The sequence below is a fragment of the Arthrobacter sp. SLBN-83 genome, from assembly GCF_006715285.1.
Lineage (GTDB): Bacteria > Actinomycetota > Actinomycetes > Actinomycetales > Micrococcaceae > Arthrobacter.
In genome coordinates this window covers 732,693-751,742 of record NZ_VFMX01000001.1, presented here as the reverse complement: position 1 = coordinate 751,742, position 19,050 = coordinate 732,693, and the positions used below count along the sequence as shown (strand labels likewise).

Here is a 19,050-nt window from a genome sequence, read left to right as displayed (position 1 = left end):
ACTGGATATGTAATTGAATGCCAGTTGGCTGCGAACATGATTCCATGATGACCCGCAGACTGATCCAGCTCTTCACCGGCCTCGCCCTGTACGGCATTTCCCTGGCCATGTTCATCCGTGCCGGACTGGGCCTGGATCCCTGGGACGTCTTCCACCAGGGACTGGCCAACCGGTCCGGGCTGAGCATCGGCCTGGTGGTCATCATCGTGAGTTTCCTGGTGTTGCTGCTCTGGATCCCGCTGCGGCAGATGCCCGGCTTCGGAACACTGTGTAACGCCATCCTCGTGGGGGTCTTCGCGGACATCGGACTGGCGCTGCTGCCGCCGGTGTCCCACCTGGCCCTGCAGATTGTGCTCCTCGCCGGCGCAGTGCTGATGAATGCCATAGCCTCAGCCTGCTACATCGGCGCCGGTTTTGGGCCGGGCGCCCGCGACGGTCTCATGACCGGCCTGGCCCGCCGGACCGGATGGACTGTCAGGGTGTCACGCACCCTCATTGAGGTGACAGTGCTGGCGGCCGGCTGGCTGCTGGGCGGTTCGGTGGGCGTGGGCACTGTGGTCTACGCCCTGGCCATCGGTCCCTTGGTGCACGTGCTGCTGCCGCGTTTCACGGTGGCTGCCGCGCCGCGGATATCCAGCACTGAAAGCAGCACCGCGAACTGTTGACGCCTGCCTGAACGCGGGACGTCAGGTAGGCGCCGGCTGGCATTTCGGGCAGAAGTAGATGTCCCGCTCCTCCTCGCCGTTCGGCTTGCCCAGGAGCCCACGCCGGATGGGTGTGCGGCATTTGAGGCACGGCTGGCGCTCCCGGCCATAGACCCAGTAGCCGGGCCTGCCGGCCATCCTGCCCACCGGCATGCCCCGTGAGTTGAGGATGGTGACGCGGCGGCCGGGTCCAAGGTTGACCTCCAGGAGCTGCTTGGCGTCGGTCATCATGGTCCGGACGTCGGCCACCTCGGCCACAGGCGTGGCGGGATGCACCCCTGACAGGAAGCACGCTTCGCAGCGGTAGATGTTGCCGATGCCGGCGAGGTTCCGCTGGTCCAGCAGGGCTACTCCGATGGGGACTTCGGGACGGGCGCGGATGCGGCGTTCAGCCTCGTCCAGGTCCCAGTCCGGGCCCAGGAGGTCCGGGCCGAGGAATCCGACGATGGAGTCTTCGTTGGCTGTTGCCACCACTTCCACAATGCCAAGCGAAAAGCCGACGGCGTCTGCCGCTGCCGTGCGCAGCACGCACCGGGCGGTGAAGCCCGGTTTGCGCCACCTTCCGCCGGGCGGATAGACCTGCCACGCGCCTTCCATCTTCAAGTGTGAGTGGATGGTGAGTCTTTTGTCCTCCGGGCTGACCACCCGCATCAGAAGATGCTTGCCGCGGGGGACAACTTCGTCCACGGTCCAGCCGGCAAGGTTCAGTGTGGCGAACCGGGGCACGCGGAAGTCGGAGGCAAGCAGTGTCTGTCCGGCCAGTGCGTCGTGCAGTTGGTGGGCCGCCCGCCAAACGGAATCGCCCTCAGGCACGGATTCTCAGTCCCTTCGGGGTGGAGTAGGCGCCGGCGGAGCTCAGGGCAGCAGCGACAGGGGTGTCCAGGAGGTCGTGACCGTTCACCTTCTCCATGATCAGCTTGTCCACCGCCCCGCGGGTTACCACCCCCACCAGCGCAGTACCAGCTGCCGCCAGCACGGCGTCGTCCTCGCTGAACGCCAGGAGGGTCTTTCCGCCGCGCTCCACGTAGAGCACCAGCGCACCGTCCACCAGCACCACCAGGGCCCCCGCTTTGCGGCCCGGCCGGTGGCCCGTGCCGGCGTCCTGCTGCAGGGCCGGCCAGGGCAAGGCGGCGCCATAGGGGTTGGCGGGATCGGTGGCGGCGAGGGCCAGGGCCACGGGTTCGGCTTTTGCCAGCTGGGTGTCCTCCGAGTAGGAGCGGAGCCGGTCCACGGTGGCGGGAACCGCGAACTGGGCGGCGCCCAGGTGCTCGATGAAGTAGCCCCGGCGGCACCGGCCTGCTTCCTCGAGCCGCGCGAGCACCTTGTACATGAGCCCGAAGCCGCCCAGGATCTGTTCCGCCATGACCGAGCCCCTGGTGACCACGCCGTAGCGGTCCAGCAGGAGTTCGGCGGTGGCGCGGGCATGGATGGTGGGATCGAGTTCCGGCTCCGGGAGCGCGGACCAGCGGCCTGCCGCGGTGGGCGGTGTGGCGGCACCCTGGGTTCCGTACCGGCCGCCGGCCAGCCCCGGGGACCCCATCAGGCCGGTGCCATGGGAGCGGCCCAGCCGGCTAAGCCGCGGCGCCCTGGCACGCGGGGCACGGGCCACCTGCCGGTGTGAGGTGTGGCCACCGGCGATCAGGGCCCGGACGGGGGCGAAGGTGTCGCCGGTGATTCTCCCCGCCCATGCGAGATCCCAAAGCGCAGTCACCACCTCCTGGTCGCCCAGGACGGCGTCCATGCCGCCGGCCACTTCCGTCAGTTGCCGGAAGAAGTATCCGCCGCCGTTGTTGCGCAGGTGGTCCAGGAGGCGTTGTCCCGCATCCCCCGGTTCGAACTCGGGCGCGGGGTTGAGCGTCAGCTCGGCTGAATCCGCCAGATGCAGGCTGATCCAGCCGTCGTTGCCGGGAAGGGCGCCCGCCCCGGACCAAAGCACTTCACCGGCGGCCATGAGTTCGTCCAGCATGGCGGGCTGGTAGTTGGATACGCGGGTGGCCAGCACCAGCGGTTCCCAGGCTGATGCCGGGACGGGCACTCCCGAGAGCTGGTCGATGGCGGTGATGATGCCGTCCAGTCCGCGCAGCGAGGGCTGGCCGCGGCCACCGCCGGGCGTCCTGACGTGCTGCCACGCGGGCAGGAAGCGTCCGTAGGCGGCGGCATCCACTGGCTCCACTTCCGCGCGCAGGGCAGCCAGCGAACGACGGCGGAGCTTGCGCAGCACCTCGGCGTCACACCATTCGCTGGCGATGGAGTGGGGCACCTCCGGCGCGTGTGCTTCAGCGGGCGGCGGAGCCACGTCGCCAGTTGGCTGTGCTGGTTCATGAGTGCCCGGGGCGGTGGCAGGATGGCCGGCTTCCAGCTGGGCGGCTTCAAGCGCGCCTGCTTCCGCCGGCGCTGCTTCAGGGAGTGCGGCTTCATCCACCGCTGGTTCAGCAAGTGTGCCTGCCGTCGAGGTGACATGGGGCCGGAATTCGCCCTCCACCACTCGGCCGTCCGCTGCCAGCCGTTTCAGCGCGGTTCCCACCACGGCCACGCCCAGGCCGAGCCGGGTGGCTGCTTCGGCGGCAGTAAAGGGCCCATGCGTCCGTGCGTAGCGGGAGACAAGGTCACCCAGGGGATCGGCAACCGGTTCAATGAAAGCCAACGGCACACCCATGGGCAGCGGCACACCGATGGCATCCCGAAGGCGCGCTGCATCCTCCACGGCGGCGAAACGCTCAACCCCGCCGATGTTGACCTTAATGGCGCGGTTGGCTCGCTGCAGCGCCGCGAGATGTGCTGCCGCTTCTGCCACGGTGGCTGCGGGCATGGGTCCAGGCTCCGCTTCAACCTGCCCCGGGCCGCCGCTTTCACTCGGCGGCTCCGGAGTTGCAGTGGCCGCGCTTCCGGCCGGCCCCGGCGTGGTAGTTTCCTGATCAGCCCCAGCCGCGCCCTGCAGCCGTGCCGCGGTTTCTTCGGGCGCCAGCGGACCCAGCAGCCGCAAGAGGTCCGCGACGCCTTCCATCCCACGTGCCCTGCGGTCCGGTGCCAAGCGCTGCAACTCGCGCTCGGTGGCCTCGATGACCTTTGCATCCAGGAGTTCGCGCAGTTCCACCCGCCCCAGGAGTTCGTTCAGGAGGGTGGAGTCCAGCGCCAGGGCGGCTGCCCGCCGTTCCGCGAGTGGGGAATCGCCCTCGTAGAGGAACTGGGCCACGTAGCCGAAGAGCAGGGACTTGGCGAACGGTGAAGGCTGCTGGGTGGTGGTCTGCAGGATCCGTAGTTCCCGCCGTTCCACGGATGCAGCGATGTCCTTCAACGCCGGCAGGTCGTAGACGTCCTGGAGGCATTCACGCACTGTTTCCAGGACGATGGGGAATGTGGGGTACTTCCGGGCCACATCCAGCAACTGGGCTGACCGCTGGCGTTGCTGCCACAGCGGCTGCCGCTTGCCGGGGGTCTGCCGGGGCAGCAGGAGCGCGCGGGCGGCACATTCGCGGAACCGCGACGCGAACAAGGCGCTGGCGCCAACCTCGGCAGTGACGATCTGCTCCAGTTCCTCCGGATCGAAGAGGAATAGTTCAGCACCCGGCGGTTCGTCCTCCATCATGGGTACCCGTAGCACGATGCCGTCGTCGGCCGCCATTGCCGAGCCGTCCAGCCCGTAGCGCTGGTGGAGCCGCTGCCCCACGGCCAGTGCCCACGGCGCGTGCACCGGCATGCCGAAGGGGCTGTGCAGGATCACGCGCCAGTCGCCCAGTTCGTCGTGGAACCGCTCCACGACGAGGGTGGTGTCGCTGGGGACTACCTCTGTGGCCTGTTTTTGCTCGGTGAGGTACTGGATAAGGTTGTTCGCCGCGAAGTCGTCCAGCCCGCTGGCCTTGCAGCGCTCGGCGGCAGGGCCGGCGTCGGAGGCCGACAGCTCGCGGACAAACGCGCCCAGGGCCCGGCCCAGGTCCACCGGCCGCCCCAGCGAATCGCCCTTCCAGAACGGAAGTTTGCCGGGCTGCCCAAAAGCGGGGGAGACCAGGACGCGGTCGTGCGTAATGTCCTCGATCTTCCAGCTGGTGGCACCCAGGGCAAAGACGTCGCCCACCCTGGACTCGTAGACCATCTCTTCGTCCAGCTCGCCCACGCGCCGGCCGCCTTTCGGGGCGCGCGCAGGTTTTCCGTCCTCGGCAGGGGAAGCCGCCCCTTCCTGCTCGGTGCCGATGATGTAGACGCCGAACAGGCCGCGGTCCGGGATGGTGCCGCCGGACGTGACGGCCAGGCGCTGGGCGCCGGGCCGGCCTTCGATGGTTCCGGCATTGCGGTCCCAGATGATCCTGGGCCGCAGCTCGGCGAACTCATCGGAGGGGTAGCGGCCGGCGAGCAGGTCCAGGGTGGCCTCGAACGCCGAACGGGGAAGGGAAGCGAACGGCGCTGAACGCCGGACGGTGCTGAACCACTCCTCCACATCGATGCTGCCCAGGGCGGTGGCGGCCACGGTCTGCTGGGCCAGGATGTCCAGTGGGTTGGCCGGGATGCTCAGGCGCTCAATCTTGCCGTCCAGCATCCGCTCCACGGTGATGGCGGTGTGGACCAGGTCCGCCCGGTGCTTGGGGAAAAGGACGCCCTGGGAAATCTCGCCCACCTGGTGCCCGGCCCGGCCCACGCGCTGCAGGCCGCTGGCCACCGAAGGCGGCGACTCCACCTGCACCACCAGGTCCACTGCTCCCATGTCGATGCCGAGCTCGAGGGACGACGTGGCCACCACGCAGCGCAGCCGCCCGGATTTGAGGTCGTCCTCGATGAGGGCGCGCTGGTCCTTGGAGACGGAGCCGTGGTGGGCGCGGGCCAGGACAGGGTCCGCACCGGCGGTGCTTCCGGCCTGGGCCATCATGTGCGCGGGCGTGGCGGTTGATGCGGGAGTGCCGGACGCCGATGCCTCCCGGCTTCCGGACGCACCCGCGTGCCCTTCCGGGGCGGGATCGTCCCACCCGCCGCCCACCGCAACCAGCTGGCGCTCCGCATAGATTTCGTTGAGCCGGGCCGTCAAGCGCTCGGCCAGGCGCCGGGAGTTGGCGAAGACAATGGTGGACTGGTTGGCCAGCACCAGGTCTACGATCTTCTCTTCCACATGCGGCCAGATCGATGCCTGCGGCTGGAGCCCGGAGGCCGGCCCGGAATCGAATGCTCCCGCTGCGCCCTGCAGGTCAGACATATCCTCCACGGGTACGGAGACCGTAAGGTCCCAGTTCTTCCTGGCGGGCGGTGCCACAATCTCCACCGGAGCCGAACCGGCAAGGAACTGGGCCACGAGCTCCTTGGGTTCCACCGTGGCGGAAAGCCCGATGCGCTGTGCGGGTTTGGGCAGCAGCGCGTCCAACCGTTCCAGGGATACCGCAAGGTGGGCGCCGCGCTTGGTCCCGGCCACGGCGTGGACCTCGTCGATGATGATGGTGTCCACCTCGGTAAGGGTCTCCCGGGCCTTGGAGGTGAGCATGAGGAACAGGGACTCGGGGGTGGTGATGAGGATGTCCGGCGGGTTGCTCAAAAGGGCACGCCGGTCCGCAGCGGGCGTATCCCCGGACCGGACCCCCACCGTGATCAGCGGCGCCGGAAGCCCCAGCCGCTTGGCTGTCTGGGTGATGCCGATCAGGGGGGACCGCAGGTTGCGTTCCACGTCCACGCCCAAAGCCTTCAGGGGCGAAATGTAAAGGACCCGGGTCTTGCGCTTGGGCGCGCGGGTCCGCCTTCCCTTCGCGGGCGTCTCAGCCGCTACGGATTCAGGGGCTTCGGGGGCAGATGCCAAGAGCCGGTCCAGTGCCCAAAGGAAGGCGGCAAGGGTTTTGCCGGAGCCCGTGGGGGCCACCACCAGCGCATGCGACCCCGAGGAAATGGCGTTCCAGGCTCCTGCCTGCGCAGGTGTTGGTTCGGAAAACGCGCCCAGGAACCACTCCCGGGTGGGCCGGCTGAACTGGCCCATGGGTGCAGCCGCACCGGAAGCACTGCTGCCGGCAGGACGCTGTTCCTGGTTCATGCCTCCATCATGCCCCAAGCCACCGACAGTCAACTGCGCCCCATTCAACTCCACCCTGCTCAGGCAGTTCCGGCCTCCGGCAGGTCTTTGGTGGCGGGGCCTTCGAGCAACCGGCCCTCGTTTGTGAACCGGGAGCCGTGCAGCGGGCAGTCCCACGACCGCTCGTTGTCGTTCCAGTGCAGGATCCCGCCCATATGGGTGCAGACTGCGGACAGCCGGCACGTGGTTCCGTCCACGGTGGACACTGCCACCGGGCGGTTGCCGTCCCGGTAAACCTTGCCTTGCCCTTCCGGCGGGGCAGCGGCCGCGGACGGACCGGCCACCGCAGGTGCGTGGGCCTGGTCCGTGCCGCGTTTCAGGCCGTCGATCTTGCGGCCCTCGGCGGTCACCTTTCCCCAGTCCGTGGCCATCCTGGCAGCCACGCCGGCGTTGAGCGTGACGGCGGAGAGGGCGCCTGCCGGCGATGTGATGCGGTGGTGGATGGTTTCCGCCCAGGGCACCTGCCCGCCCAGGATGTCCGCGGAGATGCCCAGTGCGGCGGCCACGGCGTTGGTCATTCCCCACTTGTTGTAGCCGGTGCCGAAGTAGATCTGGCCCTTGCCGCGGGGGAGTTTGCCGAAGAACGGCATGAGGTTGGTGGGCATGTAGTCCTGCGCCGACCATGTGTGGGTGGTGACGGCGCCGGGGTAATGCTTCCCGGCCCAGTCCAGCAGGCCCGCGAGATGGGCCTTTTCGGACTCCGTGCGGCCTACCTGGTGGCCGTGGCCGCCCACCAGCAGCAGGTTCCTGCCGTCCACTTCGTAGTCCCGGAGGGAGTGGGTGGGCTGCTCAACGGAGATATACATGCCCGGCGGAGGTGCCTGGTCCTCCTGCAGTTGAAGTGCGGCGGCATAGGAGCGGCTTGGCTTCAGCTTGGCGAAATAGAGGCCGCGGTCCAGGACGGGGATGCCGGTGGCCAGGACCACCCTGTCCGCCCTCACGCTGCCCCGGTTGGTGCGGACGGCGGAGGGGGAATCCCCGGTGACGTCGCGGAGGCGCACGCCGCTGACGATGCGTCCGCCCCGGCTGCGGATGTCTGCCACCAGTGCGTCAAGGACGTCCAGCGGGTTGATCTGGGCCTGGTTCCGCATGCGCACGGCACCGTGGACCGGAAAGGGCAGGCCGGCGTCACGCACGTAGTCCACGTCCAGCCCGGCGGTGGTGGCGGCGCCAATCTCTTCGCGCAGCTTTTCGGTGCCCTGGGCGGAGGCGGCGTAGGTGTAGGCATCCCGGCGCTGGAAGGGCACGTTCTGTTCCTCGAGGTAGCGGAGCAGCCATGCCTGCCCTTCCCGGTTTCCGTCAACGTAAGCCTGCACCTGTTTCCGGGAGTACTGGCGGGCAAGCTGGGACAGGAAGGTTCCCTGCAGCAGTGTTACTTTGGCCGTGGTGTTGCCGGTGGTTACGGCGCCGGGGTGCCGTGCCTCCAGTACCAGCACATCCTGCCCGGACCGGGCCAGCAGCAGGGCTGTGACCAACCCGGTCAGGCCTGCGCCCGCCACCACCGTGTCGTACTTGGTGTCCGGCTCAAAAGGATCAGATGTAAAGGGCTCCCTGCGGTCCAGCCAAATTGACGTCATGCCAGTCCAACCTGCCTCCGGTCCAAGGCCTCTACAGGCCAGTTTGTGATGGGTCCGTTATGGACCCCTGCTATCCGCGGCGGATTTGATAAGTATACTTACGATGTCGGGGTTTAAGTCTACGGTCGAGCACTTTGGTCATGCATCACCGGCAGCCAGAAATGCACCAACGACACAAGCAGGAGAAATCATGACAACCATGAATTCCGGCGGTCGCACCGTAGGCCGGACCAACATCCAAAAAGCCACCCTTGCCGTAGGCGTGGTCTTCCTCCTGGTGGGGATTCTGGGGTTCATCCCCGGCATCACTTCCAACTACGACTCCCTGGGCTTCGCCGGACACGGATCCGGGGCCCTGCTGCTGGGCATTTTCCAGGTATCGATCCTGCATAACATCGTGCACCTGCTGTTCGGCATCGCTGGCGTCGCTATGGCGCGCAGCGCGGCAGCCTCCAGGAACTACCTGGTGGTCGGCGGCGCCATCTACCTGGTGCTGTGGCTCTACGGCCTGCTCATCGGCCAGGACAGCGGAGCCAACTTCGTGCCGGTCAACAGTGCTGACAACTGGCTGCACTTCGTCCTCGGAGTCGCCATGATCGGGCTGGGCGTGGCCCTGTCCCGTGGGACGGCGCGTGCAGGCCGCACCAGCACGGCAGCCCGGTAGCCATAACGCAGCGTGAATAACTGAACAGGGCCGCCGTCGGGGTGAAACCTCCGACGGCGGCCCAGGACCAGCGAAGGCGGCCCGGCTTGATTGCCGGGCCGCCTTTCGCTGTTCGGGGAGTGGCCGCCGGGTCAGGCGGGCTGGAACGCTCCGATGGAGAGCAGGGCGATGTCTGCGTTGCTGCAGGCCGTCGTGGGCTGCGGGATGAACAGCGAGTCGGTGTCCTCGGGCGGGTAGATCCGGTAGCCGGCGGCATCCACGGGTGAGCAGCCCTGGTAGTTACGGGCCTGTGTGTAGCGCAGCACCGCGGTGCCTGTCTGGCCGGGAGCCAGCAGGACGTCGACGACGCCGGCGGAGTCGTCCCGCGTTGCCGGGGCACCGATCGGTTCGCCGGCGGCGTCCGCCACCAGGGAAACGCCGGGGAAGCCCCTGAGGATGCAGGGCTCGGAGCCTTTGTTGGTGAGGTTCAGCTTCATGTAGACGCTGCCCGCGGCGCCGCCGCCGGAAGCGTCCGTGGCGGCGGTGAGGCCGGCGGCCTTGCACAGGCCGGGGGCGCCGGCGGCAGTGGTGCTGGGAGCCGGGGAGGACGGCGTGGACGTGGCCGGCGCCGAAGATGCCGGAGGCGGCGTGCTGGCCGACGGCGTGGCGGACTGGCTCGCCTGCCCACTGCCCGAAGGCGAAGGCGAGGGCGACGTCGTCGTCTGGGACTGCGGCTGGCTTGGACCGCACGCGGTGAGCAACAGTGCTGCCGTTGCGGCCGCCGTCGTCATAACCAACCCCTGGGAAATTTTCTGAGACCTCATGGCACCACCTTCGCTGTAGCTGTTGCCCGCGTCAACGATGCCACATGCGGTAGCGGCAATTTGATGCCCGGATCGTGATGATCCGGGCCCTTCAATCGGTCTCGGGCCCCGTGCAGTAGTGGCAGTCCTCGGGGCAGTCCGTCATGCCGGCACCCCTGCCAGGTCGAAGCCGTCTGCGATGTGGAACAGGCGCCGGCCGCCCACGGGAGCAGTCACCCAGACCACGTCGCCGTCGTCGGTCCTGGCATCCACCAGACCGCTGAAAACGATGCGTCCATTACTCCTCAGTTCCACTGCATCACCGGTCTCGACGGTGTCCCAACGGACAGGGCTCTTTACGCGGCTCGTCATTGAAGTCACGGTTTTTCCTTTGAACGGGTATGGCCGGGGCAGCCGTTGCCGCCCGGTGATGCCATCACACAGGTGCGCCCCTGCCCTGCTCAATGGAGGAATGGCCACGGCGGTGTGCCAGCCTTTGTGCACGGCTCCAGCAGTGCCTGTGACGGCGCGAAGGGGCCAGGGTTAGACTGCCTCCGTACGTGTTGGCGATCGAAGGAGAAGTTCATGGACTACACCGGAAGCCAGTCGGAGAAGGCCGTTCCCGCGGGTGAACTGGGCCGCAGCCACATCGGGCAGACCATCAGTTTCCGGCCGAATGAGTTCACCGTCGTGTTCGGCAAGCTCGCCGGCATTGCCCGGACAGAGGCGATGGTCTACCTGTCCCTGACGGGGGTTGGAAACGGCACGCACTTGAAAGATGAATACGACCTGCCGGTGACCCATGAGGTCTTCGTTCCCGTGGACGTCATTTCCAATGCGGAGTCCACCATCAAGGACCTGTTCGGCAAGGTCCAGGAAAACCTGCGTGGGGCGGGCCACAAGGGTGGCGAGGACCGCACGGACCGGCTCTAGCGCTTCAAACGCAAAAAGGAAGGGCGGCATCCCCGGGATGCCGCCCTTCACCGCCCCCAGGCGTGGGCATTCCGCTTGTACTTTGAAAGGAAAATCATGGGCAATGAGGCCTCATGGCAGGAAGCGGTCACGCAGGGCCGTTTCGCAGGAAAGACCGTCATCGTCACCGGCGCAGGCTCCGGCATCGGGAAGGCAACGGCGCTGCGGGTGGCCAAGGAAGGCGGGCGGGTAATTGCCTCCGACGTCAGCAAGGAGCGGCTGGACGAGCTCGTGGAGCAGAATGCCGGACTTGACCTGGTCCCGGTGGCGGGGGACATCTCCACGGAGGAAACGGTGGCAGCGGTGGTTGGCGCCGCGGGGGGTCGGGTTGATGCGCTGGCGAACGTTGCCGGCATCATGGACAACTTCGCCCCGATCCACGAGGTGGATGACGAGATCTGGGAGCGCGTCTTCCGCATCAACGTCACCGCCCTGATGCGGCTGACCCGCGCAGTGCTGCCGCTGATGCTCGAGGCCGGGGCTGGCTCTGTCGTCAACGTCTCCTCCGAAGCCGGCCTGCGGGGCTCAGCAGCCGGGGCGGCCTACACCGCCTCCAAGCACGCAGTGAATGGGCTGACCAGGAATTCGGCGGTGATGTACGGACCCAAGGGGCTGCGCTTCAACGCCGTGGCACCCGGCGCCACCATCACCAACATCGTGGCCACCTGGGGGTCGCAGCTGGCCGCCGAACGGCTGGGCCCGCTGATGCAGGCCAACATCCCCGCACCCGCCACGGCTGCCCAGCTCGCGGCGTCGATCACGTTCCTGCTCAGCGACGACGGCACCAACGTCAACGGCGCCATCCTTGCTTCCGACGGCGGGTGGTCGGCGCTGTAGCCCGTGCCGGCGCTGGTGACGGGCAGTTAAGGCAGGCGGACGACGGCGGGAGGACCCGCCGTCGTCCTGTCACCCATGGCTTGTTCCCGGCGCAGTGGGCGCCCTAATATGCCTTGACCCGCTGCTCCACCAGAAGGTGGATCAGCGCGAACACGCCGTCCCTGTCGATTGCCTCCATGGCGGCGTTCAGGGCAGCGGGGACCTCCCAGTCCGCCGTGACGGTGATGCCGAAACCACCGAAAGCCTTGGCCATCAGCGCGAAATTCGGGTTTTTCAGCTGCGTGCCGGAAATCCGTTGCGGGTAGTGGCGCTCCTGGTGCGTCCGGATGGTGCCGTATTCCCGGTTGTCCATCACTACCACCAGCGGGGTGGCGCCGTACTGGGCGGCAGTTGCCAGTTCCTGCCCGTTCATGAGGAACTCGCCATCCCCCGCGATGGTGACCACGCGGCGGGCCGGATCGGCCAGCGATGCGGCGATGGCGGACGGGACGGAGTACCCCATGGAGCCGTTGCGGGCGCTGAGCATGGAGGCGTAGCGGCGGGTGGGGAAATACCGGTGGGCCCAGTTGGTGTGTTCACCGGCCCCGAAAGTCACCACAGAGTCCTCCGAAAGGCGGGGTACGAGGTTGGCCATCAGGGTGTCCATCCGCGCCCTGCCGGGAGCCGGCGCGGCCGGGGGGAGGGCTGCAAACTTCTCCTGCTCGGCGCGCATCCTTGTGGTCCAGGCCTTCCACTCATCCTTGACCGGCAGGCGGATCTCCTCAAGGTCCCGGACAAAGGCTTCCGGTTTGGCCAGGATTTGGCGGGAAACGGGGCCGGACCGGCCCCGCAGGGAGGGGTCCACCGTCACCAGGAAGTTCTTCTTGTCCCAGTCCTGCCGGCACACAAACCCGTCAGTGATCACGTCTCCGGGCACCGTGCCCACAAACACCAGGAGGTCGGTTTCCTCCAGCAGGTCGTAGGTGGGGCGGGGACGTCCGTAGCCGATGGGCCCCACATAGGACGGTGAATCAAAGGAGACCGTCCCCTGCGTACGCCATTCGGCCGCGGCGGGGATGTTGTGCCGCTCCAGCCAGGCGGTGAGCTGATCTGCCGCTTCCTGCGTCCAGTCATTGCCGCCCGTGACGAAGAGCGGCTTGCTGGACCCGGCCAGGGCAGCCTTCAGCGCCGCAGAATCGCTGCCGCCCATGCCGCCGGCCGCCACAGGAATTACGGGGTGCAGCGTGGGGTTGATGTGCTGCCGAAGGACGTCCTCAGGCAGGCCGACCACCACAGGCCCGGGCCGGCCGCTCATGGCCGCGAACATGGCTTCGGCCACGATTTCCGAGGCCCGCTCCGCATGGTCCAGGACCATGACGCGCTTCGCACCGGTATCGAACCACGACTTGATGTCGAATTCCTGGAATGCTTCCCGGTCCCGGTGGGCAAACGGGATCAGGCCCACGAAGAGCAGCAGGGGCGTGGAATCCTGCCATGCGGTGTGCAGGCCGACGTGGGCGTTCGCTGCTCCCGGTCCCCGGGTGACCATCGCCACGCCCGGACGTTGCTGCATCTTGCCGTCTGCCTCGGCCATGTAGGCCGCCCCGCCCTCGTGCCGGCAGACGATGGTCTCGATGTCCGAATTGTGCAGTCCGTCCAGCACGTCAAGGAAGCTCTCGCCGGGAACCACGTAGGTGCGTTCAATGCCGTGGGCCGCCAGTGAATCGACAATCACATGCCCGGCGGACTTGGGCTGGGGCTGCACATGGTCCGTTGGATGCGGGCGGAGCCGGGGAGTGTGGTTCCCCTGGTTGCCCTTGTCCCCGGTGGGCAGTGCGGTCTTGGGCGCGTGTGCGCGGCCGCCGTCAAGAACGTCAACCGTGCGGCGGAAATCAACCTCGTCATTGGGGTTGCTGGGCATGGGAATTCCTTTCAAATCAGGGAAAGATCCAGGCGGATGGGGAAACTTAGAAGACCGACCAGCCGGTGCGGTCCGAGAGATCAGCCAGGGCGGCGGTGCCGGCAAGGGAGTTGCCCTTTGCGTCCAGGCGGGGGCTCCAAACACAGATGGCGCACTGGCCCGGAACGATGACCAGAATGCCGCCGCCCACCCCGCTCTTGCCGGGCAGGCCCACCCGGTAGGCGAATTCGCCGGCGGCGTCATACATGCCGCAGGTCAGCATGATGGAACCGATCCGCTTGGCCTCGCTGGGGGACAGTACGGCCCCGTTTATTCCCTGGCCGTTGTTGGCGAGGAACAGGCCGGCCTTGGCCAACTGGACGCAGGTCATCATGATGGAGCACTGGCGGACGTAGTTTTCCAGCACGACGGCGGCCGGCCGGGTGAGATTGCCAAAATCCTTCAGGAAGTGCGCCAGGGCCAGGTTGCGGCTGCTGCTGCCCAGCTCACCGGCAGCGGCCGCTTCATCGACTGCCGGCGCGGGGCCCGCGTCACCCGCTTGTTCCGTGAGGAACCGCAGGAGCTGCGTGGCCGCGTCGGGTGTCTCTTCCAGCAGGTGGTCGGTGACCACCAGGGCGCCGGCGTTGATGAAGGGATTCCGGGGGATACCCTTTTCGGCTTCCAACTGGACCAGGGAGTTGAAGGCAGTTCCGGAAGGCTCACGCAGCACCCTGGACCAAAGGGCGTCCGATCGGCCGCCCTGCAGGGCCATGGCCAGGGTGAACACCTTGGAAATGCTTTGAATGGAAAAGGGCACGCCGGCGTCCCCGGAGCTGATCACCTCCCCGGAGGTGCTGGCAACAGCGATTCCAAAACGGTTGAACGGAACCGTGGCCAGGAAGGGAATGTTCGTGGGGACGCTGCCGGCTTTCTGCCGTGGCCGGTGGCGGCGGACGATGTCCCCGAGGAGGAGACCCAGGGGCGGTGCGCTGAGGGTGGTGCTCATTTCCTGCCTGAATTGTCGTTGGAGGAGGCCCACTCCTGGAGATGGAGCAGGGCCACCAGTGAATCGCGGGGGTTGCCGAAGTCCAGGCCAGTGACCCTGGTCGCTTTGGCCACCCGGTAGTAGACGGTGTTCTTGTGGAGGTTCATGTTTTTGGCGCATTCGGCAACGTCGAAGCACGCGTCGAAGTAGGCCCGCAGGGTTGCTGCGAGTTCGGCGTCCGCCTGGAGCAGCGTTGCCAGCGCCCGGTGGCGGAAGGCGGAGGTGTGGAAGTTGCGCACGGCTTCGCGGTAAAGGATCTCCGCCTCGAAATCGTCCAGGACAGCCACCGTGCCCGGTGCGGCGTTCCGCACACACGCCAGCAGGGCCTCGGTGATGCCGGTGACCCTGTGGAGGGACAACAGATCGGGGGCCAGGGGTCCGACGGCGGCGTATGGAGTGATGCCCAGGTGTTTTCGGGCGTCCTTGGCCACCGCTTCCGCGAGGGACCTCAGCCCCGCCTCCGCCGTTCCGGATTGCAGGTCCGGCATGATGATGGCGGTGTCACCATTGAACTGGCCAACCACGGCCGAAGCTTTGTACGCGGCGGCGTGAATGGAAGCCAGGTTGGCCAGTTCGCCGTGCTTGAGCGCGGCGTCGTCGGCCCGGGAGTCGGCGTCGGACATGCCGATCAGGAGCAGTGCGGCGGGACGCTCCGAGGGGATCTTTCCGCTGTGGGCGCTGGCGGCTGCCTCGGCGGGACCCGACAGGATCCGTGCAACCCGGTCCTCCCGCATGTGGACGGACTGCTGGTTGCGGTAGCGGATGAGCTCGCCGGAAACCCTGGCCGCGGATCCGGTGAGGACGTACTCCACGTCCGGTCCGAAGCCCTCCCCGGTTTCCTGCAACCAGATGTAGCCCATGATCCGCTCCCCGGCGAAGAGTGCGATGGCCACCCGTTCGCGGAGCCCGTCCTGTGGCCGGGCAGGCACGCGGACCGGCTGCCGGGTGCGGTGGAGTTCGCGGTAGGCACCCAGGTCCTTGAGCAGCAGCTCGTACTTCCGCGGTCCGCGGCGGGACAGGATGGACGCTTTCCGGAGCTCGTCAATATCGTTGGTCACCGTTGAATATGCCAACACCTTGTTGGCCGCATCCTCGATCAGCACGTGGCTGGACGTGAGCCGCGCGGTGGTCTGGGCGATCGCGAACAGGTCCTCCTCGAGCAACGTCAGCACTTCGCTCTGGTAGCTGCGTGGCTGGATGCGGTCCTTGGCGATAGAGAGCAGGCGGTCCCAGTCAGCGGCCGGGTCCACCAGGAGGAGCCCGGAACCGGCGGCGCTGAGGAGTTCCTCGGCCTCGGCGGCATCTTCCCGGTTGCCCTTCACCGCCACCACGGGCGGCGGATTGTCCAGGAGGCGCCGGATGGCAGGCAGCGCAGAGCGGCCCCGGACGCCGATGAGCAGCACAAATGCCCCGGCGGCCTGGACGCCCTCATCGTCGGCGTCGAGGATCAGGAACCGCTCGATGGCTGGCGCCGACGGGGCTGGCCGGAGGATAAGGCTGGCGAAACCAAGGGGGAGATCCGAGAGGATGTCATCCACAGTAACCGCGGCCATGGGCTGTCCTTTTGCATCGATGCCACCGGACGGCTCTGTCCGGTTCACTCATGCTACCGAGCGCCGGGCACGCGAAATATGGCCCCTCTTCCAAACGGGGGCTGTGATTTTTGGTCCGCAGTCTGAGATACGGCGGCAGGCAGGGACAGGGCAAGTAGATGGCGGCACAGGAAAGGCGGGCCAGCGGATGCTGACCCGCCTTTGGCGGCTAGTGGAAGTGTCCCGGGCGTTAGATCCAGGCAGGAGCCGGTAGCGCCGGGGTGACCGAACCGCCGTCGCGGGTTGCCATGGTGCCGTCCGTGCCGCGGCCGGTGGCCCACTGGGTGATGGCCGGCAGGGCACCGGTGACCACGGTGGGGGAGGCGGCGGTGGTGTCACCGAAGACCAGCGCAGAGGGCTGACCGGTGACTTCGACCACCAGGTCCTTGTCCGTGCCGCGGGCGTGCCAGGCGCCGGTGATGTCCGTGAGCAGCCGGGCCAGGACGGGTTCCGGGATGTCCTTGAACGTGGCGCCGTTGTCCAGGTCCACGGCGTGTACCCAGACCTCCCGGGTGCGCATCCAGACGGTCTCCTCGGCCGGGACCACGCGGCCTTGGACGGTTTTGACCTTGTGGTGCCAATTGTCGGCGGGCAGGTCGCGCCATTCGACGTTCAGGTGCACGGCGGAGTGGTCGAACAGGTTCCGCAGCGCGATGGGGGACAGGGTGGCGCCGAAGTCGATCTCGTGGTTGCGGACCTCGACGGACGGATACATCGGCGTCTCCACACCGGTGGCGGCCCATTCGACCAGCCGCGCGACGGCCCGCGCGTTGTAGCCCACGTGGGCTACAAGGTGGCGGCGGGTCCAGCCGGGCAGCAGCGAGTTCCCGTCCAGGTCCGCGTCGGTGAGCTCGTTGAGCTTGCGGGCGAAGAACGCGGTGCCGCGCCGGGCCTGCAGGAGTCCGTCGAGCAGGACGGGATCGCTGGTCTGGTCGTGCCGGGCGACCATCAGGCTTCCTTGACCACGCGGTTGGTCAGCTGGCCCAGGCCCTCGATGGTGGTGACCAGGACTTGGCCCTCCTGCAGGTAGCGCTTGGGGTCCTGGGCATGGCCCACGCCGCCGGGCGTGCCGGTGGCGATCACGTCGCCCGGGTTGAGGGTGATGATGGTGGAGATGTAGGACACCAGGTATTCCGGGGTGAATACCAGGTCCGAGGTGGGGGTGGACTGCTGGACCTCGCCGTCCACGGCCGAGGTCATCAGCGGGCCGGGGGTGAACTCGTCCTTGGTGACCAGGGCCGGGCCGAACGGGGTGGATTTCTCCCAGGTCTTGCCCTGCAGCCACTGGATAGTGCGGAACTGGTAGTCGCGCATGGAGATGTCGTTCAGCACCGAGTACCCCGCGATGTGGTCCGCGGCCTCGGACTCAGGAATGCGGCGGCCGGTCTTGCCGATGACGACGGCGAGTTCGGCTTCCCAGTCCACGGTGTCCGATTCCTGCGGCAGGGCCAGGTCGTCGTTGGGACCGATCAGGGACTCTGCGTACTTGGCGAACAGGGTGGGGTGCTCGGGAACCTCGCGGCCCATTTCCTTGATGTGGTTGCGGTAGTTGTGGCCAACGCAGATGATCTTGCCGGGGGAGGGCACGACGGCGGCGAGGTCGGCGCCGTCGAGCGCGTGCGTCGCGCCGTTGGCCGCCGCAGCGGTGGCTTCCCAGTTGCGGTCCTTCAGGAGGGCCCCGACGTCGGAGAAGCCCGGAACCTCGGTGAGGGTGCCGCCGTCCTGGCGGACCGCCGTCGTGCTCTTGCCGTTGTCGAGGCGGAGGGTGAGGAGTTTCATTACTTGGTGCGTCCTTCGATGTAGGTGCGGTTGAAGTTCAGGCGCTCGAAGATGGGTGCGTCGCTGAACCGGAAGAGGTCGAACTCCGTTCGTGAGCCAGCGTCGGCCTGCAGGGACCAGGCGGCCCAGGACGGGACCACGAAGAGGTCGCCCTTGGACAGGACCTTGGTTTCGCCGTTCAGGGTCACGGTGCCCGTGCCTTCGAAGACCTGCCAGACGCTGGAGCCCACCTCGCGGACAGTCTCGGTCCAGGCGCCGGCGCGGAGCCGGTGGAACTCGGCGCGGATGGTGGGCATGACGTCCCCGCCGGTGGTGGGGTTGGTGTACCGAATGGCGGCGTGGCCCTGGGACACCGTGGCCGGGTGGCCCTCGTCCTCCAGCAGCAGCTGTTCGCGCAGCGCGGCGTCGGTGTACTTCCACCGGTACGCGGCGATGGGGGAGTTGGTGGTGTTCTCCAGGCCGGAGAGGGGGCGCAGGCCGGGATGGGCCCACAGCCGCTCGGAACGGGAGATGTCCGGGGTGGCTTCATCAGTGACGCGCTCCGTGCCGAACTCGAAGAACCCCGCGTCGGCGTAGTGCACGAAAGGGATGTCCAGGCCATCGATCCAGGCCATCGGCTCATCGGTGTCGTTGTGGTGGCCGTGGAAGTTCCAGCCCGGGGTGAGCAGGAAATCGCCGCGGGACATCCGGACGGGGTCACCGTTCACCACGGTCCACACGCCCTCGCCTTCGACGACGAAGCGGAAAGCGTTTTGCGAGTGCCGGTGCTCCGGGGCAGTTTCGCGGCCGCCCAGGTACTGGATGGCAGCCCACAGGGTGGGGGTGGCATACGGCGTGCCGCCCAGGCCCGGGTTGGCCAGCGCAATCGCGCGGCGTTCCCCGCCGCGGCCCACTGGAACCAGGTCGCCGGCGCGGGCGGCCAGCGGGTACAGGTCATTCCATCGCCACACGTGCGGCACGGCCTTGGGCGACGGGACCATCGGCATCAGGTCCGCGATCTCGGTCCACAGGGGGATGAGGTTCTCTTTATCGAAATCCCGGTACAGCTGTTCGAGCTGAACAGCTTCCTCGGGGGTGGGCTCGGGAACGTGCTGTTCCTGCGCGACGGACTCGTGCGTTTGGTTTTCAGCGCTGATCGACACTGGCCTTCTCCTTGCGTGCGGACTGACTGCGACGTGGATT

Annotated in this window: 16 protein-coding genes; 5 read left to right on the top strand and 11 right to left on the bottom strand. The window is 67.5% G+C overall.

Going from position 1 to position 19,050, the window contains the following annotated elements; genetic code table 11:
* The first annotated feature begins 44 nt into the window (after window positions 1-44).
* Window positions 45-665: a membrane protein YczE gene (gene yczE, locus FBY30_RS03285; protein WP_142131220.1), complete on the top strand. Its 621-nt coding sequence runs from the start codon at window positions 45-47 to the stop codon at window positions 663-665.
* Window positions 666-686: 21 nt separating this feature from the next.
* Here yczE and FBY30_RS03280 read toward each other — a convergent pair whose 3' ends face one another.
* From FBY30_RS03280 to FBY30_RS03270, 3 genes are all read right to left on the bottom strand, one after another.
* Window positions 687-1,517 (bottom strand): Fpg/Nei family DNA glycosylase, encoded by an 831-nt coding sequence (locus FBY30_RS03280; RefSeq protein WP_142131219.1) that lies wholly within the window; start codon window positions 1,515-1,517, stop codon window positions 687-689.
* Window positions 1,510-6,648: an Lhr family ATP-dependent helicase gene (locus FBY30_RS03275; RefSeq protein WP_442858294.1), complete on the bottom strand. Its 5,139-nt coding sequence runs from the start codon at window positions 6,646-6,648 to the stop codon at window positions 1,510-1,512. The genes FBY30_RS03280 and FBY30_RS03275 overlap by 8 nt, the downstream gene beginning before the upstream one ends.
* Window positions 6,649-6,761: 113 nt before the next feature.
* Window positions 6,762-8,318, bottom strand: a complete 1,557-nt coding sequence (locus tag FBY30_RS03270) for an FAD-dependent oxidoreductase (RefSeq protein WP_142131217.1) — start codon at window positions 8,316-8,318, stop codon at window positions 6,762-6,764.
* A gap of 190 nt (window positions 8,319-8,508) precedes the next feature.
* On the opposite strand from FBY30_RS03270, the gene FBY30_RS03265 reads away from it, so the two are divergent.
* Window positions 8,509-8,982 carry a DUF4383 domain-containing protein gene (locus tag FBY30_RS03265; protein WP_142131216.1) on the top strand — a complete coding sequence of 158 codons (474 nt, stop codon included), beginning with the start codon at window positions 8,509-8,511 and terminating at the stop codon, window positions 8,980-8,982.
* Between the two features lie 131 nt (window positions 8,983-9,113).
* On the opposite strand, the gene FBY30_RS21160 is transcribed toward FBY30_RS03265, so the two are convergent.
* Complete coding sequence (locus FBY30_RS21160; RefSeq protein WP_142134866.1) at window positions 9,114-9,527, bottom strand: DUF4232 domain-containing protein; 414 nt, start codon at window positions 9,525-9,527, stop codon at window positions 9,114-9,116.
* Here FBY30_RS21160 and FBY30_RS21155 point away from each other — a divergent pair.
* Window positions 9,520-9,777, top strand: coding sequence for a hypothetical protein (locus FBY30_RS21155; protein WP_327437022.1), 258 nt, complete (start codon window positions 9,520-9,522; stop codon window positions 9,775-9,777). The genes FBY30_RS21160 and FBY30_RS21155 overlap by 8 nt on opposite strands.
* 149 nt (window positions 9,778-9,926) lie before the next feature.
* On the opposite strand, the gene FBY30_RS03250 is transcribed toward FBY30_RS21155, so the two are convergent.
* Window positions 9,927-10,136: a hypothetical protein gene (locus FBY30_RS03250; protein WP_142134864.1), complete on the bottom strand. Its 210-nt coding sequence runs from the start codon at window positions 10,134-10,136 to the stop codon at window positions 9,927-9,929.
* 213 nt (window positions 10,137-10,349) lie between these two features.
* Here FBY30_RS03250 and FBY30_RS03245 point away from each other — a divergent pair, with 213 nt between their 5' ends.
* Both FBY30_RS03245 and FBY30_RS03240 read left to right on the top strand, forming a co-directional pair.
* Window positions 10,350-10,697: a hypothetical protein gene (locus FBY30_RS03245; RefSeq protein ID WP_142131215.1), complete on the top strand. Its 348-nt coding sequence runs from the start codon at window positions 10,350-10,352 to the stop codon at window positions 10,695-10,697.
* A 96-nt stretch (window positions 10,698-10,793) separates the two neighbouring features.
* Window positions 10,794-11,573 carry an SDR family NAD(P)-dependent oxidoreductase gene (locus FBY30_RS03240; RefSeq protein ID WP_142131214.1) on the top strand — a complete coding sequence of 260 codons (780 nt, stop codon included), beginning with the start codon at window positions 10,794-10,796 and terminating at the stop codon, window positions 11,571-11,573.
* Window positions 11,574-11,676: 103 nt separating this feature from the next.
* Here FBY30_RS03240 and FBY30_RS03235 read toward each other — a convergent pair whose 3' ends face one another.
* From FBY30_RS03235 to FBY30_RS03210, 6 genes are all read right to left on the bottom strand, one after another.
* The gene (locus FBY30_RS03235; protein WP_235009321.1) at window positions 11,677-13,473 is read right to left on the bottom strand and encodes a thiamine pyrophosphate-dependent enzyme; all 1,797 of its coding nucleotides are present in this window, start codon (window positions 13,471-13,473) and stop codon (window positions 11,677-11,679) included.
* 46 nt (window positions 13,474-13,519) lie between these two features.
* Window positions 13,520-14,458, bottom strand: coding sequence for a glutaminase (locus tag FBY30_RS03230; RefSeq protein ID WP_142131213.1), 939 nt, complete (start codon window positions 14,456-14,458; stop codon window positions 13,520-13,522).
* Entirely contained in the window at window positions 14,455-16,050 is a 1,596-nt protein-coding gene (locus tag FBY30_RS03225; RefSeq protein WP_142131212.1) for a PucR family transcriptional regulator, read from the bottom strand. The genes FBY30_RS03230 and FBY30_RS03225 overlap by 4 nt, the downstream gene beginning before the upstream one ends.
* Before the next feature lie 229 nt (window positions 16,051-16,279).
* Window positions 16,280-17,038 carry a maleylpyruvate isomerase family mycothiol-dependent enzyme gene (locus FBY30_RS03220; RefSeq protein WP_142131211.1) on the bottom strand — a complete coding sequence of 253 codons (759 nt, stop codon included), beginning with the start codon at window positions 17,036-17,038 and terminating at the stop codon, window positions 16,280-16,282.
* Complete coding sequence (locus FBY30_RS03215; protein ID WP_142131210.1) at window positions 17,038-17,868, bottom strand: fumarylacetoacetate hydrolase family protein; 831 nt, start codon at window positions 17,866-17,868, stop codon at window positions 17,038-17,040. The genes FBY30_RS03220 and FBY30_RS03215 overlap by 1 nt, the downstream gene beginning before the upstream one ends.
* Window positions 17,868-19,010 (bottom strand): cupin domain-containing protein, encoded by a 1,143-nt coding sequence (locus FBY30_RS03210; protein ID WP_142131209.1) that lies wholly within the window; start codon window positions 19,008-19,010, stop codon window positions 17,868-17,870. Before FBY30_RS03210 ends, FBY30_RS03215 begins: the two co-directional genes overlap by 1 nt.
* Window positions 19,011-19,050 lie beyond the last annotated feature (40 nt).